Source organism: Brucella ciceri (assembly GCF_041930145.1).
In the GTDB taxonomy this organism is placed as follows: domain Bacteria; phylum Pseudomonadota; class Alphaproteobacteria; order Rhizobiales; family Rhizobiaceae; genus Brucella; species Brucella intermedia.
The window spans coordinates 393877-408784 of sequence record NZ_JBHEEV010000001.1; the positions used below are offsets into that span (position 1 = coordinate 393877).

Here is a 14908-nt window from a genome sequence, read left to right on the forward strand (position 1 = left end):
TCTCGAATGCCTGCTCGGGCATAGCCTTCCTTGCAGGGAAAAGGCAATCGGCAAATCAAAACAAAAAAAGCCGAAGCGGCGAGCTCCGGCTTTTTCAAGCTTACAATGCCAGCTTATTCTGCCGCTGTTGCCTCTTCGCTCAAGGCAATCGTGTTGGCTTCATAGCCATGAGCATCCTTAAGCGCTTTGCGCACCCCGGCTTCATAATCGGGATGGACCAGCTTGAAGTGACCAAGCTGGCGCTCAACGATGAACCCTGGCACTCCCGCCATTGCCGCAGCAATGTTGGAGAACAGGCGCTGCTTCTGACCGTCATCGAACAGATTGAACAGAGCACGTGGCTGCGAATAGTCGTCATTGCCGACACGGTGGTCGTAACGGGCGGCATCGCCGGAAATACGCAGCGGCGGCTCCTTGGCAGCTGGCTGCTCGACCGGCCCGTTGAAGGAATTCGGCTCGTAATAAGCGTCCGGATTGCCGGTCTTGATGCCGCCATAGACATTCATCTGACCGTCGCGGTGATAATGATGGACGCGGCATTTCGGCTGGTTGACCGGAATGCTTTCGTAATGCGTGCCCAGCCGGTGGCGATGAGCATCCGCATAGGAGAAGATACGAGCCTGAAGCATCTTGTCAGGCGAGTAGCCAATGCCCGGCACGATATTCGACGGCGAGAACGCTGCGTTCTCAATCTCGGTGAAATAGTTTTCCGGATTGCGGTTCAACTCCATGATGCCGATGTCGATCGGCGGATAGTCGGCATGCGGCCAGACCTTGGTGAGGTCGAACGGGTTGTAAGGCGTTTTGTCGGCATCGAGTTCCGGCATGATCTGCACCTGAACCTTCCACTTCGGATAATCGCCCTTATCAATGGAAGTGAAGAGGTCTTCCTGTGTAGATTCACGCGTGCGGCCAATCACGGTCTCGGCTTCCGCATTAGTCCAGTGCCTGTGGCCCTGCATGGTCTTGAAATGGAACTTGACCCAATAGCGCTCACCGGCATCGTTCCAGAACGAATAGGTGTGAGAGCCGTATCCGTTGATGTGACGGACGTCCGTAGGCAAGCCGCGATCCGACATCAGGATCGTTACCTGATGCAGGCTTTCCGGTGAGAGCGACCAGAAGTCCCACATGGCTGTCGCTGAACGCAGGTTCGTCTTGGGATGACGCTTCTGGGTATGAATGAAATCCGGGAACTTGACCGGATCGCGCACGAAAAACACAGGCGTGTTGTTGCCGACGAGATCCCAGTTGCCTTCCTCGGTGTAGAACTTCAGGGCAAAGCCGCGCACGTCGCGCTCAGCGTCGGCGGCTCCAAGTTCGCCGGCAACGGTGGAAAAACGCGCCAGCATCGGCGTCTGAGCACCCGGTTGGAGAGCCTTGGCCTTGGTATATTTTGAAATGTCGCCGGTGATGGTCAGTGTACCATAAGCACCCCAACCCTTGGCATGGACCGCACGTTCCGGGATACGTTCGCGATTTTGATGGCTCAGTTTTTCAATGAGCTGGTAATCCTGCATCAAAAGCGGGCCGCGCTCGCCTGCGCTCAGGGAATTCTGGTTGTCCGGTATCGGAGCACCTGCGCTCGTCGTCATTATCGGGCGATCTGCCATGGGAATTCCCTCCTGAAAAGCCAATATTGGAATACGACCAGCGTCCGAGAAGCATGACACGGCTTGTCCGCGTCACACCGGGGCTAGTGAACGGGCGTAGATTAGACCTACTCCAATCATAATCTCCAATTGCTTTTCCGATTATTTCCGATAAGTTTTTCCTATCATGTTTACAGTACGTCAGATGCGCTATTTCGATGCGCTCGCCACCACACTGCATTTTCGCAAGGCGGCCGAACTGGCCCACGTGTCGCAACCGGCCCTTTCGGCTCAGATAGCGGAAATGGAAGCGCTTGCAGGTGCGCCGCTCTTCGAACGCTCGCAGCGGCAAGTGATAATGACAGAGCTCGGCAAGCAACTTTATCCGGGCATTCAGACGGTTTTGCGCGAGCTCCACTCCCTTGAGGAAATAGCAGCGCAGAGCCGGGGGCTTCTGCAGACACGGTTGCGGCTGGGCATAATTCCCACAGTGGCCCCCTATTTGGTCCCGGTTCTGATTCCGCTTCTGCGCGAACGACATCCGTCGTTCCGCCTTCAATTACGAGAAAGCGTGACTGCCAGACTACTGGATGAACTGCATGCAGGCGATATCGATGCGATTGTTGCCGCTCTTCCAATTGACGACGAGCGACTTACCCAAAGGAAGCTCTTCGATGATCGCTTTCTGATCGCGACCTCCACCAACGATCAAACTGTTCTCGCTTCGCCGATGACACAGGACAATGTCGCTCTCGATCGTCTGCTCCTGTTGGAGGAAGGACATTGCATGCGGGATCAGGCGCTTGCCGTTTGCTCGCTACCGTCGCAGCGCCAGCTGGTAAAATATGGCGCCACCAGCATGACCACCCTTTTGCAAATGGTGAGCCATGGCATGGGCCTTACACTCATCCCAGAAATCGCGGTGCGCGCCGAAGCACGCAGCAATCATATGCGTATTGTCCCGTTTGACGGCGAACAGCCGAAGCGGGAGATTGCCCTCTTCTGGCGGCGGCAGAGCATGCGTCGAGAGGATTTCAACGCCCTCGCCGACTGTATCGTCGAAAGCGCACAAAAATTGAAAGTGAACCCGGACGATCTCATCACCCTCGGCTCGTAAGACCTTTGCACTCTTAAGGCTGCATTAAGCTTCGAAGCCTAGCCACCAAACGTTTTGATTCTGAAACGTATTGCCTGGAGGGGATGATGAGGTGGTCTGATTTGACGGCCTATGGCGTGGTCTTTTGCCTTAGCCTGGGATATTTCGCGGCGACGAGCGGCAGTTCGCGATCGTCTGCACCGCCACGTACCAGCAATAGTGTCGCCAAGAGTACGGCGACTGCGCCGCAGAAAGCGGCGACTGCTGCAAACACGCAAAGCGCGCCCGTAAAAGCCGCAGAGACTGAAGAAGCAGCCTGGAACATACCGGATCCAGATACATTGCCTGATGACGCGTGGGGACGCGTTGTGCGCGAAGGCCGTGATCTGATTATTGCGACTTATGCGCATATAGGCCCGGAAGTAGCCGATGAAACCAAACGTTTTGCAGGCAACAATCTTTCCTGCCAGAGCTGCCATCTGGAAGCAGGAACCAAGAAGTATGGATTGCCACTGGTTGGCGTCTACGGGGACTTCCCACAATATCGTTCCCGTGAAGGGCAAGTGGGCACGATTGAGGATCGCGTCAATGGCTGCATGACCCGAAGCCTGAACGGCAAAGCGCTCCCTATCGACTCTGCCGAGATGAAGGCGATGGTCGCATACATCAAATATGTATCCGCTGGCACGATTGTCGGTGAAAACACGAAGGGGCGCGGCTCCGGAAAAATGCCTGAATTGAAGCGCGCGGCGGATCCGGTACATGGCGAGAAACTCTACGCCGAAACTTGCGCCGCCTGTCATGGAGCGGATGGCCAGGGCAAGCGTGTTGGCGTCGTGGGCGATGCAAAGGGCTATGAATTTCCACCGCTTTGGGGCCCGGATAGCTTCAACGATGGCGCAGGCATGAACAGGCTGATCTCAGCCGCGAATTTCATTCACGCCAACATGCCGAACGGCGTATCGCTGGAGGAACCACAGCTGGAGCCGGAAGACGCCTGGGACATCGCTGCTTTCTTCCAGTCCAAGCCGCGTCCGGCGAAAGCGGACCTGGATAAAGACTTCCCGAACCGGTTGGAAAAGCCGGTAGACGCTAGCTACGGCCCTTATGCCGACGACCTGCCCGTTCAAACGCATAAAGTTGGGCCGTTTGACGAAATCAGAGCCGAGATCAAGAAGCTGAAGACAGTGACGAACTGAAAAATGAAAAAGGCGGCGCAACCGAGCCGCCTTTTCCTTTTACCTATGCGAAATGATATTACATACCGCCAGGATAGTTCGGGCTCTCCCGGGTAATCGCAACACCATGCGAATGGCTTTCCCTCAAACCGGCATTGGAAATGCGCACAAAGGTTGCCTTTTCGCGGAATTCTTCCAGCGTCTTCGCCCCCACATACCCCATGGAAGCGCGCAGTCCACCAGCAAGCTGGTGAAGAACCGCGGAAATCGGACCCTTGTAGGCAACCTGTCCTTCGATACCTTCCGGTACGAGTTTCAGCTCATCGCGCACTTCCGCCTGGAAATAACGATCAGCCGAACCACGCGCCATGGCTCCGACCGAGCCCATGCCGCGATAGGCTTTAAACGAGCGGCCCTGATGCAGATAGACTTCCCCGGGGCTTTCCTCGGTACCGGCCAGCAGCGAGCCTGCCATCGCGGCGACTGCTCCGGCGGCCAGAGCCTTGGCAAAATCACCGGAGAACTTGATGCCACCGTCTGCGATCACCGGGATATTTTGCTTCTGCGCCGCCTCGACCGCTGACATTATGGCTGAAAGCTGCGGAACGCCGACGCCCGCAACGATGCGAGTGGTGCAGATGGAGCCCGGCCCGATACCAACCTTGACCGCATCCGCTCCGGCATCGATCAGCGCCTTGGTACCGGCAGTGGTTGCCACATTGCCTGCAAGAATTGCGACATTGGGATAGGCTTTCTTGATGCGCGCCACAGCATCCAGAACGCGCTGTGAATGGCCATGTGCCGTGTCGACGACCAGAAGATCAACACCCGCTTCGATCAGGCGCTCGGCGCGTTCGTATCCGTCTTCACCGACGCTTGTTGCAGCAGCGGCGCGCAGGCGACCTTGCGCATCCTTCGCGGCGTTGGGATTGAGCTGCGACTTTTCGATATCCTTGACCGTCACCAGACCGACGCAACGTCCCTGATCGTCGACGACAAGAAGCTTTTCAATGCGATGTGCGTGCAGGAGGCGCTTTGCTTCGTCCTGATTGACATTCTCACGGACCGTAATCAGGTTTTCGCGGGTCATCAGTTCGTGGATTTTCTGCTTCGGATCGGAAGCAAAACGCACATCGCGATTGGTCAGGATGCCAACAAGACGTCCGGGCCCCTTGGCTGCATTCTCGACAACCGGAATGCCGGAAATTCCGTGCGCCTTCATCAATGCCTGCGCATCGGCCAGAGTGGCGTCCGGTCCGATGGTAACCGGGTTCACAACCATGCCGGACTCGAATTTCTTCACCTGGCGGACTTCCTCCGCCTGACGCTCCGGCGTCAGATTGCGGTGGATGACCCCGATGCCCCCGGCCTGTGCCATTGCGATGGCCAGACGGGACTCCGTTACGGTGTCCATGGCCGCCGAAAGAAGAGGAAGATTAAGCTCGATGTCCTTGGCGATGCGCGTGCGCAGATCGACCTGCCCCGGCATTACTTCGGAATGGCCCGGCTGAAGCAGCACATCGTCGAATGTGAGAGCGAGCGCGCCAGTGGGCGATTCCACGATTTTAGCCATTGCCAATTCCTTTGCCGGTTTTATCGAATGAGAAAAGCCGCCTCTCCGGAATAGGTCCGGGAGCAGCGACGAGTCTGATTTGCTAGGTTGAATTGGCACCGGCTGGTAACACGGTTATGACCAAATGGGAAGCCTTTTGCAGACAAGTTTCAGTTACCGATAAGGATTTGGGTGATAAATCTTCGCTCATCGCAATCCGGGAGTGACAGATTTGCAGGCAAAGTGAAAAATTCCGCCAGCGAATTCGCCTTTATCCGCGGCCCAAAACTATGTGAAACATCGCATAGCAACCATAAGAACGATGTCCGCGACGCTCGGCACGCTAAAGAATATGCACTCACCACAGAGTGAAAATGGAGGAGAAAACTGTTCATGGATCGCAGAAGATTTGCCATGTCGCTTGCAGGACTTGGAGCAATGCCCCTTGTCGTCAATGTAGCGTCCGCTGCCAACAAGGGAGGAGAAAGCGTGCTGGAACTCATGGGTGGAAGTATTACGGATGTGCCCGGAATTAAGCTGGGTCATCATACGCTGACAAAGCGCCCGACCGGATGCACGGTTCTGCTTTGCGAGGAAGGCGCTTCTGCCGGGGTTGATGTGCGCGGTTCCGCACCCGGTACGCGGGAAACCGATCTGCTCGATCCGATCAATTATGTGCAGCAGGTTCAGGCTATCCTACTATCCGGCGGCAGCGCCTATGGTCTGGCGGCCGCCACCGGGGTGATGCGATATCTCGAAGAGAACAATCTCGGTTTCAAGATTGGCAAGGGCGTTGTTCCGATTGTACCGGCGGCAATCCTGATGGACCTTGGTGTTGGCGATTTTTCTGTCCGCCCCGGAGAGGAAGACGGCTATCTTGCCTGCAAGGCAGCCAAGGCGGAACCATCGGGCGAAGGCAATATCGGCGCGGGTGCAGGAGCAACTGTCGGCAAGATGTTCGGCATGGACTATGCCATGAAGGGCGGGCTTGGCACGGCGAGTTACAAGGTCCCTGGCACCGAAATCGTGGTCGGCGCCATTGTTGCCGTCAATGCTGTCGGTGACGTCTATGCCCCTAACTCACGCCGGATACTGGCCGGCGCGCGTACCGAGGACGGCAAGGGATTCCGTGATACGATGTCAGCCATCATGCAGGGTTACGGCGTGGTTAAATCGGGTGGCGCGAACACAACGATCGGCGCGATAGCGACCAATGTCCCGTTCGACAAAGCGCAGCTTAAGAAGATCGCCGGCATGGCGCATGACGGCTTTGCGCGCACGATCAACCCGATCCATACGATGTGGGACGGTGACACGATCTTCGCTCTTTCCACAGGCAAGGCGAAGGGGGTGGAGGCCGACGTAACGGCAATAGGCGCGATTGCAGCAACCGTGATGGCAGAAGCCGTGGCCCGTGCAGTTATCAATGCGGATAGCCTCAAGGATTTGAACCTGCCCGCACACAAGGATTACGCAAAAGAATAAGCTGACTATCGGGATGACGCTGGCAGGCGGATTTTGGCAATTCCTCCCAATGCGCATAGGCGAGTCTTGGCGGGCGATAGAAGCGTGTTCTTTACGGAAGCGAATCCTTTTATAGTCCGCCCATGCCCATTCGACACTTAAGCGAAACCATCATCAACCAGATCGCGGCGGGTGAAGTCATCGAGCGCCCCGCCAGCGTCATCAAGGAACTTGTCGAAAACGCCATCGACGCCGGAGCGACCCGCATCGAGGTCGTAACGGGGGGCGGCGGCAAGACCTTGTTGCGGGTAACGGACAATGGGTCCGGCATTCCCGTTGACGAACTTCCCTTGGCAGTTTCCCGCCACTGCACCTCCAAGCTTTCAGACGATGTGCACGACATCCGTGCTCTGGGATTTCGTGGCGAGGCCCTTCCATCAATCGGCTCGGTGGCCAAGCTGGTGCTCAAATCCCGTCCGCAAGACGCCGACTCCGGCTTCGAAGTTTCTGTTTCCGGCGGGCATCTGGACGGGCCCCGCCCCTCAGCGCTCAATCGCGGAACGATAGCGGAGGTGCGTGACCTTTTTTATGCGACGCCGGCCCGCCTCAAATTCATGAAGACTGACCGCGCGGAAGCTTCCGCCATAACCGATGTCATCAAACGCATCGCGATTGCCTTTCCGCATATCCGCTTTTCCCTTGCAGGCAGCGACAGGACGCCGCTGGAGCTTGCGGCAACGGGCAGCGGCGCCGAAGCAACGCTTGAGCGCATCAATCAGGTATTGGGAAAAGAGTTCGGCGAAAATGCGCTGGCCATAGATGCCGAGCGCGACGGTGTGCGGCTGGCGGGTTTCGTCGGCATTCCCTCTCATAATCGCGGCAATGCCTTGCATCAGTTCGCCTATGTGAACGGTCGCCCGGTGCGTGACAAGCAGCTTTTCGGTGCATTGCGCGGAGCCTATGCAGACGTGATGGCGCGGGATCGCCATCCGGTTGCCGTATTGTTCCTGACGCTGGATCCCGCGCTGGTCGACGTCAACGTGCATCCTGCCAAGGCCGACGTGCGTTTCCGGGATCCGGGTCTTGTGCGCGGGCTGATCGTCGGCGCGATCAAGCAGGCACTGGCGCAATCGGGCATAAGGCCCGCGACGAGCGGCGCCGATGCCATGCTGCAAGCCTTCCGCGCCGAAGGGTTGCAGCCCTCGCCGTCCTCCTTTGCCTCGCGTTCTTCCTCTACAGGTTACGCCTCCGGCGGCTGGCGTCCTGCACCTCCCGCCCCGCGGACGGAATGGTCTCCGCAGACTGCGCATCCAGCCCATAGGCCACTCGATTTCGCAACCTCGCCATCTTTTCAGGAGAGCGAGCAGGCGACGCTTGCAGCCGTCAATGTGCTCGCGGCGGATGCCCGTGCAACAGTTCACGAAGCGCCAGCGGAACTACAGCAGAAACCACTGGGAGCAGCCCGCGCACAAATCCACGCCAACTACATCGTGTCACAGACGGAAGACAGTCTCGTCATCGTGGACCAGCACGCTGCACACGAACGCCTTGTTTACGAAGCCTTGAAAAACGCATTGCATTCCCGCCCGATACCGGGACAGATGTTGCTTATTCCTGAAATCGTCGACCTTCCGGAGGAGGACGCCGAACGGCTGGCAACACACGCGGAAACGCTTGCTCGCTTCGGCCTCGGGATCGAGCAATTCGGGCCGGGCGCTATCGTCGTGCGTGAAACGCCAGCCATGCTCGGAGAAATGAATGTGCAGCAATTGATCCGCGATCTGTCGGACGAGATTGCGGAGCACGACACTTCCGATGGGCTGAAAGCAATGTTGAACCATGTGGCGGCGACGATGGCCTGTCATGGTTCCGTGCGCTCTGGACGGCGGTTGAAGCCTGAAGAAATGAATGCGCTTCTGCGTGAAATGGAATCCACTCCCGGCTCAGGCACCTGCAACCACGGTCGTCCGACCTATATCGAACTGAAGCTGACTGACATCGAACGGCTTTTCGGCAGGCGCTGACAGAATTACGACAGAGCAAAATGCGGTACTGCTGGACGCAACGCGCGACGCTTGCTAGAGTCCGTTACAAAGGTTTTAGACACATGAATAAATTTGAATCGCCCCGTTCCTCCGAAGCTGTTCTGCGCTATCTCGACGGTGACTACGAGATCGTCCGGCATGGTGCCTATGTGGCATGTGCAGTGACCGGCGCTCACATCCCGCTCGATGAACTGAAATATTGGAGCGTAGCCCGGCAGGAGCCTTATGCAACGGGGCTGATTTCTTTTGAACGGGAGTTGGAAGTCAATCCCGAGCTGCGCAGCCGCAGGAAGGCTTAAACTAGCTCGTCACGCGGCTTTTGAAGCGCTCTGTGACCGTATCCAGAATTCGGCCGAGCGCATCCTTGCGATCAAATTTAAGGTCGACGTCGAGGACAGCAAGTTTTTCCAGAAATCCGGCGGGGACTCCAACCATCGTTGCCAGGCGCACCTGATCCTTCGCCGTGGTGATCAGACCCAGGCCTTGGCGGCGGGCAGCATCTGTCAGGTTGCGGATATCATCCGCTTCGAAACTGTGATGATCAGGAAACGAGCGCGTTTCCACAATCTCACCTCCTGCTTCAGCAACACTTGCATAGAATTTTTCAGGGTTGCCGATACCGGCAAATGCAAGCCAGCGATTACCCGCGACCGGTGCTGTAGACGAGGGCTCAAGACGCGCTTCATATATGGGTCGGCCCGCTCGCGCTGCCTGACGGATCACGAAGTCGGCGCCGTCGCCCTTGCCAATGCGCAGCAAGGCATCGGTCTTGCGCATCTGGTCGGTCAGCGGAGCCCGCAACGGGCCTGCCGGTATGACTTTCCCATTTCCAATGCCGCGTGCCGCATCCACCACCAGCAGCGAAAAATCGGCAAAAAGCCGCGCGCTCTGAAAACCGTCATCCATGATGATGAAATCGCAGCCGAGCGTCTGCAGATGTCGCGCTCCCTTCAGTCGATCAGGACAGAGAGCTACCGGGGCATGGCGCGCTAATAGCAGCGGCTCGTCCCCAACGTAGCGCGCACTGTCATGTGCGGCATCGACAACGTGCAATCCCCTGTAAGCGCCACCATATCCCCGCGAGACGATACCGGGGCGCAAACCCCGCGCTTTTGCGCCATTGGCAAAGGCGATGGCGGTCGGGGTTTTTCCAGCTCCCCCCACCGTGAAATTGCCAATGCAAAGTACGGGCAGGGAAATTCGCGGCGGATCCGCCTTCAAAAGCCGACGCCCGGCCACCGCTCCGTAAAGCAGGGCAGCAGGCGCCAGAGACATCGCACGCCAATCAGGCTTTTCCCACCAGAAAGGCGGCGCCTCACTCGCCATGGTCAGTGTCCGCCCGACTGATATGCAACCTCATTGCGATTGCCGGGCAATTGTGCCTGCAGGATCAATGGCTGGATGAAAGGCTCAAGTGCTACGAGCGTCCGGTCCAGCGCACCGCGCATGTCTTTCACCGTATTCACACCGGCATTGATCATGCCACGCAGATGCTGGGGATTGTTGAACAGGAAGTTGATCGCCCCTGCCAGCATGTTGCGATCCTTCACAATGCGCGCACCGCCATTCTTGATGAGACGCTGGAAGGATTCCCGGAAGTTCTGGACATTCCGCCCTGTCAGTACGGCGGTCCCCATCATTGCTGGTTCCAGCGGATTATGCCCGCCTTCCTTGGTCAGGGAGTTGCCAATGAATGCAATCTCCGTGAGCTGGAGATAAAGCCCCATCTCCCCGATCGTGTCACCCAGAAGGATATCCGTGTCGGCTTCAATCGGCTCACCGGCGCTCCTGCGTGCAACCTTCAGGCCTTTTTCAGCAAGCATGGCTTCAATGGTGGGAGCGCGATCCGGATGGCGCGGCACGATGATCGTGACAAGATGCGGATAACGGACTTTCAGCATCTGGTGGACTTCGGCGGCAATCGCTTCTTCACCATCATGGGTCGAAATGGCAGACCATGTCCGCCGTCCGGCGATCTGGCGTTGCAATGCAGCTAGCGCCTGCAGATCGGCTGGTGGTGGATTCGTATCCACCTTCAGATTTCCTGAAACGCTTACCGGCCGTGCACCCAGCGCCCGGAAGCGATCTGCGTCGAGTTCCGATTGTGCGACCACATAGGCAAAATTTTCAAAGAGCGCTTCTGCCAGGGCCGGTCTTTTTTGCCAGGCGGCAAAAGAGCGATCAGACATGCGCCCGTTGACCAGAACCTGCGGCGTATGGCGGCTGCCTAGTGAAAGGACTGTTGCCGGCCAGACTTCGGATTCACAACCAATCGCAAGATCAGGCTTCCAGTGGTTGAGAAACCTGTTGACCGCAGGCTGCAGGTCCAGCGGTGCATATTGGTGGATAACCTTGTTACCCAATTGTTCCGCAACAACTTTCGCCGACGTCACCGTGCCGGTTGTCAGAACGATATGAATACCCGTTGCAGCTATCCGCTCAATCAACGGTGTGATTGCAACTGTTTCTCCGACGCTCGCCGCATGAGCCCAGATGACTGGCCCCTGGGGACGCGCGATAATGGATTTGCCGTAGCGCTCGCCACGACGCATGCGTTCTTCCTTGCCGCGAGAAGCGCGGTAGGCAATGTAAGGCCCCATGAGAGGATAGGCCGCGGAGCCGAGTACGCGGTAGGCAGACAACATATTGCGCGCCCAGCGTTCGCTCATTTCGCTTTCTCCAACGCTGCATAGGCCTTGGCGGTCGCGTCGTTGAGTTGGCGCGTTAGCTCCATGCGTTTTTCTTCCAGTTGCGTTTCATCGGCATCCGCGTCGACCCATACATTGTCGCCGCGCACGATAATCGAACGCCCGAAGGGCAGCGGAATCGCCGTTTTATCCCACGACTTTTCCAAAACATGGTTCCGGGAGAAGGCATAAGCAACCGGTATTATCGGACGGCCGGATAATTTCGCCAACAAAATGATACCTTCTCCTGCCTCACGCGGCTTCCCGTGAGCAATATCCGCTATCATTGACGCCGATTGCCCTTTCTTGAGAGCATTCTTCAGCGTCAGAAGTGCCCGTGCCCCGCCCTTTTCAGGTTTTGAGCGAGAACCGCGACCGCCAGACCCGCGCACCGTCACCAATCCGAGCTTCTCCGCCACACGCGCATTCAGCTCCGCATCCGCGCTGCGCGAAAACATGGCAACCAATTCGATTCCCCGGGGACAGATGAACGGCCCCATAAGATGCTGCCCATGCCAGAAAGTCACGATGAATGGATCGTCCTTGCCGACGAGTGCTTGCGGATCGGCAGATTCCTTCAGGCGCGAATTGGTGAGATAGACGAATTTGAAGTATGCGGTGATCAGCCACACAAGCACAGATCTGACCACGGCAGACTGCGCCAGCGGTCCGCGAATGCGCCGCCATAAGCGCTTCGCGAATCCCTGTTTTTTCCGTCCGGTTGCCTGACCTGAGCTGTTTTCACTGTGCATCCGGTATGGGCCGCTGCTCAATCCGCCTTCAATGTCACACCTTCGGGATCGAGCAACCGATGCAGGTGCACGATGAAGTAGCGCATGTGGGCATTATCTACCGTTTGCTGGGCCTTGGACTTCCACGCGGTCTTGGCCGATTCGTAATCCGGGTAGATGCCAACGATATCGAGGTTTTCAAGATCACGGAATTCAACGGTACCGAGCTTTTTCAGCTCGCCGCCAAACACCAGATGAAGAAGCTGCTTTTTGTCGCCTTCGACGCTCATGACAATTATCCCTGAACAAATTTGGTTCGCGGCATGATTAACCCAAGGGTCAGCCCGCGACAACACTCAACATTTCTTGCAGAAGGTTCCCGCTGGCGGCAACGAGAGCGCCATGGCTCCGCGTTGGTCCACCATATGCGATCGGCAAGGCATCGCTTGTCAGGATTGCCCCGCCCGACTCACCGAGGATCAGATCAGCTGCTGCCAGATCCCAATCATGCGAATTGGGCCGAATGAAGGTGCCAGCTATATCTCCACGCGCCACCATTGCAATTCGGTAAGCAAGAGACGGAACATAGGGATGAACCTTTGCGCGGCCTCGCCAGCTTTCCGGAAGTGCCGTCACCATGTTGCGCGCAGATGCTATTGTCACCTGTTCATCGGGCGATGGTAATCTGACACGAATGGCAGCGCCGTTCTGCGAAGCGCCGACACCTTTTCCCGCCACGATGAGTTCCGCTCGCGCCGGACATTCCAGCACACCCGCCAAAGGACGACCATTTTCGATGACGGCAATGCTCACACACCATTGATCCTGTCCGGCGATATAGGCACGCGTGCCGTCGATTGGATCGACCACAAAGGCACGGCTGCGTTTGGCCGCCGCCCGATCATCGACAGTTTCTTCCGATATCCAGCCATAATCCGGCCGCGCGTTCAAAAGAACCTCTTTCAAATAGCGGTCAACGGCAAGATCCGCTTCACTCACCGGCGACACGCCATCCTTCAGCCAAACCTCCGGCGACCTGCCAAAGTAGCGCATCGCGATGCGGCCTGCTTCGCGGGCCGCATCTCTTAACAGGGCCAGTTCTCCAGAAACGTCGTTGTGCTTGTCAATTTCCGGCAAGGGTCATGCCTTCGATTACGAGTGTCGGCGCCGCCATTCCAAAGTTCCTGTCAATATCGGACGCAGGCGTCATATTGAGGAACATATCCTTGAGGTTCGAAGCAATCGTCACTTCGCTTACAGGATAGGCAAGTTCCCCATTCTCGATCCAGAAGCCCGACGCGCCACGGCTGTACTGGCCGGTAATCATGTCCACGCCCTGCCCGAACACTTCCGTCACGTAAAAGCCTGTGCCGACGGAACGAATTAACTCTTCCGGCGATTGCGAACCGGGCTCTATCGCAAAATTGGTGGATGCTGGCGAAACACCAGAGCCGGAACGAACGCCCCGGCCATTGCCTTGCAGTCCAAGTTCACGGGCGCTCGATCCTGAAAGCAGCCAATAATTGAGAACGCCGTCCTCGACCATCATCAACGGCTGTCCTTCAAACCCCTCACCGTCGAACGGACGCGAGGAAGAGCCGCGCACACGCAGCGGATTATCGGTAACATTTATACCGGACTTGAGAACCTGTTTGCCGAGACTGTCACGAAGAAAACTGGTCTTGCGCGCTACCGAAGCGCCGTTGATGGCGCTGGCAAGATGCCCGGCAATACCACGGGCAAGCCGGGGATCATAAACGACTGTGACGGGACCGGTTTTTGCCTGACGCGCACCCAGTCTCCGCACAGCGCGTTCTCCCGCGCGGCGGCCTATTTCGCTAGGTGTATCCAGATCGGAAAAATGCAGCCGCGAACTGAAATCGTAATCGCGCTCCATTTTCGTGCCCTCGCCAGCAATGGCAGAGACCGACCGGCCAAATCGTGTAGCCGCATAGTGCCCCGAAAAACCTGTTGATGTGACGAGCACCAGGCCACCCAGACTGCGCGAAGCGCCAGCCCCGCCCGAATTCGACACGCCTTTAACCGCAAGCGCCGCCTCTTCCGTCGCAAGGGCATCCTGAGTCAAACGTTCGGTATCGATTTCCGTTGAATCGAAGAGATCAAGATCGCGAGGCGAGACCACGAGCAGCGAGGGATCGGCGAGTTGCTCATAAGGGTCTTCCGGTGCAACACGCGCCATGGCTACAGCCCGCTCAGCGAGCCGGTCAGGGTCGGCACTCGCATTCGCGGAAACACTGGCAATGCGGCGACCTACAAAAACCCGCAAGGAGAAGTCATCGCTCTCCGACGATTCGGTTCCCTCAACCTTGCCAAGTCTCACCGACACGCTGACAGAACGCGCCCGCATCACGACTGCGTCAGCGTGATCGGCACCTGCCCGCCTAGCAGCGGCCACGAGCACGGCGGCTCGATCGACAAGTTTTTCCGCCGAATTATCTGAAATCATTATATAATCCGAGTTTCCCAAGCGCTTCGCGGTTCGACCACGCACCATAGTCTGCGGCATGATCGAAACCGGGACTTGTCAAAAAATATCGTCAAA

General features: G+C 57.4%; 13 protein-coding genes. 5 read left to right on the top strand and 8 right to left on the bottom strand.

Features of this window, described 5'->3' with window-relative positions; all coding sequences use genetic code 11:
• Positions 1–113: 113 nt before the first annotated feature.
• Positions 114–1613 (bottom strand): catalase KatA, encoded by a 1500-nt coding sequence (gene katA / locus JNC63_RS01780; protein ID WP_006472759.1) that lies wholly within the window; start codon positions 1611–1613, stop codon positions 114–116.
• Between the two features lie 166 nt (positions 1614–1779).
• Between katA and JNC63_RS01785 the strand changes: the two genes are divergently transcribed.
• Together JNC63_RS01785 and JNC63_RS01790 are read left to right on the top strand one after the other, a co-directional pair.
• Positions 1780–2709 carry a hydrogen peroxide-inducible genes activator gene (locus JNC63_RS01785; RefSeq protein ID WP_006468522.1) on the top strand — a complete coding sequence of 310 codons (930 nt, stop codon included), beginning with the start codon at positions 1780–1782 and terminating at the stop codon, positions 2707–2709.
• An 86-nt stretch (positions 2710–2795) separates the two neighbouring features.
• Positions 2796–3887, top strand: a complete 1092-nt coding sequence (locus tag JNC63_RS01790; protein WP_006472757.1) for a c-type cytochrome — start codon at positions 2796–2798, stop codon at positions 3885–3887.
• A 58-nt stretch (positions 3888–3945) separates the two neighbouring features.
• Here JNC63_RS01790 and guaB read toward each other — a convergent pair whose 3' ends face one another.
• Entirely contained in the window at positions 3946–5439 is a 1494-nt protein-coding gene (gene guaB, locus JNC63_RS01795) for an IMP dehydrogenase (protein ID WP_006472756.1), read from the bottom strand.
• A 372-nt stretch (positions 5440–5811) separates the two neighbouring features.
• On the opposite strand from guaB, the gene JNC63_RS01800 reads away from it, so the two are divergent.
• The 3 genes from JNC63_RS01800 to JNC63_RS01810 all read left to right on the top strand — a co-directional run bounded on the left by JNC63_RS01800 (position 5812) and on the right by JNC63_RS01810 (position 9226).
• Complete coding sequence (locus tag JNC63_RS01800) at positions 5812–6903, top strand: P1 family peptidase (protein WP_006468518.1); 1092 nt, start codon at positions 5812–5814, stop codon at positions 6901–6903.
• 122 nt (positions 6904–7025) lie between these two features.
• A complete protein-coding gene (gene mutL / locus JNC63_RS01805; protein ID WP_006468517.1) occupies positions 7026–8906 on the top strand; it encodes a DNA mismatch repair endonuclease MutL in 1881 nt (626 codons plus the stop codon).
• A gap of 83 nt (positions 8907–8989) precedes the next feature.
• Positions 8990–9226: a DUF2093 domain-containing protein gene (locus JNC63_RS01810; protein ID WP_006472755.1), complete on the top strand. Its 237-nt coding sequence runs from the start codon at positions 8990–8992 to the stop codon at positions 9224–9226.
• A gap of 1 nt (position 9227) precedes the next feature.
• On the opposite strand, the gene lpxK is transcribed toward JNC63_RS01810, so the two are convergent.
• From lpxK to JNC63_RS01840, 6 genes are read right to left on the bottom strand one after another with little or no spacing between them, the layout of a single operon-like run.
• Complete coding sequence (gene lpxK, locus JNC63_RS01815; RefSeq protein WP_006468515.1) at positions 9228–10253, bottom strand: tetraacyldisaccharide 4'-kinase; 1026 nt, start codon at positions 10251–10253, stop codon at positions 9228–9230.
• A gap of 2 nt (positions 10254–10255) precedes the next feature.
• Positions 10256–11596 carry a lipid IV(A) 3-deoxy-D-manno-octulosonic acid transferase gene (gene waaA, locus JNC63_RS01820; RefSeq protein WP_006468514.1) on the bottom strand — a complete coding sequence of 447 codons (1341 nt, stop codon included), beginning with the start codon at positions 11594–11596 and terminating at the stop codon, positions 10256–10258.
• Positions 11593–12366 (bottom strand): lysophospholipid acyltransferase family protein, encoded by a 774-nt coding sequence (locus JNC63_RS01825; protein WP_006472754.1) that lies wholly within the window; start codon positions 12364–12366, stop codon positions 11593–11595. Before JNC63_RS01825 ends, waaA begins: the two co-directional genes overlap by 4 nt.
• A gap of 17 nt (positions 12367–12383) precedes the next feature.
• Positions 12384–12635: a DUF4170 domain-containing protein gene (locus JNC63_RS01830; protein WP_006472753.1), complete on the bottom strand. Its 252-nt coding sequence runs from the start codon at positions 12633–12635 to the stop codon at positions 12384–12386.
• 49 nt (positions 12636–12684) lie between these two features.
• Positions 12685–13482: a 3'(2'),5'-bisphosphate nucleotidase CysQ gene (locus JNC63_RS01835; protein ID WP_006468511.1), complete on the bottom strand. Its 798-nt coding sequence runs from the start codon at positions 13480–13482 to the stop codon at positions 12685–12687.
• Positions 13469–14812: a TldD/PmbA family protein gene (locus JNC63_RS01840; RefSeq protein ID WP_006472752.1), complete on the bottom strand. Its 1344-nt coding sequence runs from the start codon at positions 14810–14812 to the stop codon at positions 13469–13471. Before JNC63_RS01840 ends, JNC63_RS01835 begins: the two co-directional genes overlap by 14 nt.
• Positions 14813–14908 lie beyond the last annotated feature (96 nt).

What these genes read in the sequence shown, in the direction of transcription:
- katA (WP_006472759.1), bottom strand. Translation starts at nt 1,613, where the DNA reads ATGGCAGATCGCCCGATAATGACGACGAGCGCAGGTGCTCCGATACCG.
- JNC63_RS01785 (WP_006468522.1), top strand. Translation starts at nt 1,780, where the DNA reads ATGTTTACAGTACGTCAGATGCGCTATTTCGATGCGCTCGCCACCACA.
- JNC63_RS01790 (WP_006472757.1), top strand. Translation starts at nt 2,796, where the DNA reads ATGAGGTGGTCTGATTTGACGGCCTATGGCGTGGTCTTTTGCCTTAGC.
- guaB (WP_006472756.1), bottom strand. Translation starts at nt 5,439, where the DNA reads ATGGCTAAAATCGTGGAATCGCCCACTGGCGCGCTCGCTCTCACATTC.
- JNC63_RS01800 (WP_006468518.1), top strand. Translation starts at nt 5,812, where the DNA reads ATGGATCGCAGAAGATTTGCCATGTCGCTTGCAGGACTTGGAGCAATG.
- mutL (WP_006468517.1), top strand. Translation starts at nt 7,026, where the DNA reads ATGCCCATTCGACACTTAAGCGAAACCATCATCAACCAGATCGCGGCG.
- JNC63_RS01810 (WP_006472755.1), top strand. Translation starts at nt 8,990, where the DNA reads ATGAATAAATTTGAATCGCCCCGTTCCTCCGAAGCTGTTCTGCGCTAT.
- lpxK (WP_006468515.1), bottom strand. Translation starts at nt 10,253, where the DNA reads ATGGCGAGTGAGGCGCCGCCTTTCTGGTGGGAAAAGCCTGATTGGCGT.
- waaA (WP_006468514.1), bottom strand. Translation starts at nt 11,596, where the DNA reads ATGAGCGAACGCTGGGCGCGCAATATGTTGTCTGCCTACCGCGTACTC.
- JNC63_RS01825 (WP_006472754.1), bottom strand. Translation starts at nt 12,366, where the DNA reads ATGCACAGTGAAAACAGCTCAGGTCAGGCAACCGGACGGAAAAAACAG.
- JNC63_RS01830 (WP_006472753.1), bottom strand. Translation starts at nt 12,635, where the DNA reads ATGAGCGTCGAAGGCGACAAAAAGCAGCTTCTTCATCTGGTGTTTGGC.
- JNC63_RS01840 (WP_006472752.1), bottom strand. Translation starts at nt 14,812, where the DNA reads ATGATTTCAGATAATTCGGCGGAAAAACTTGTCGATCGAGCCGCCGTG.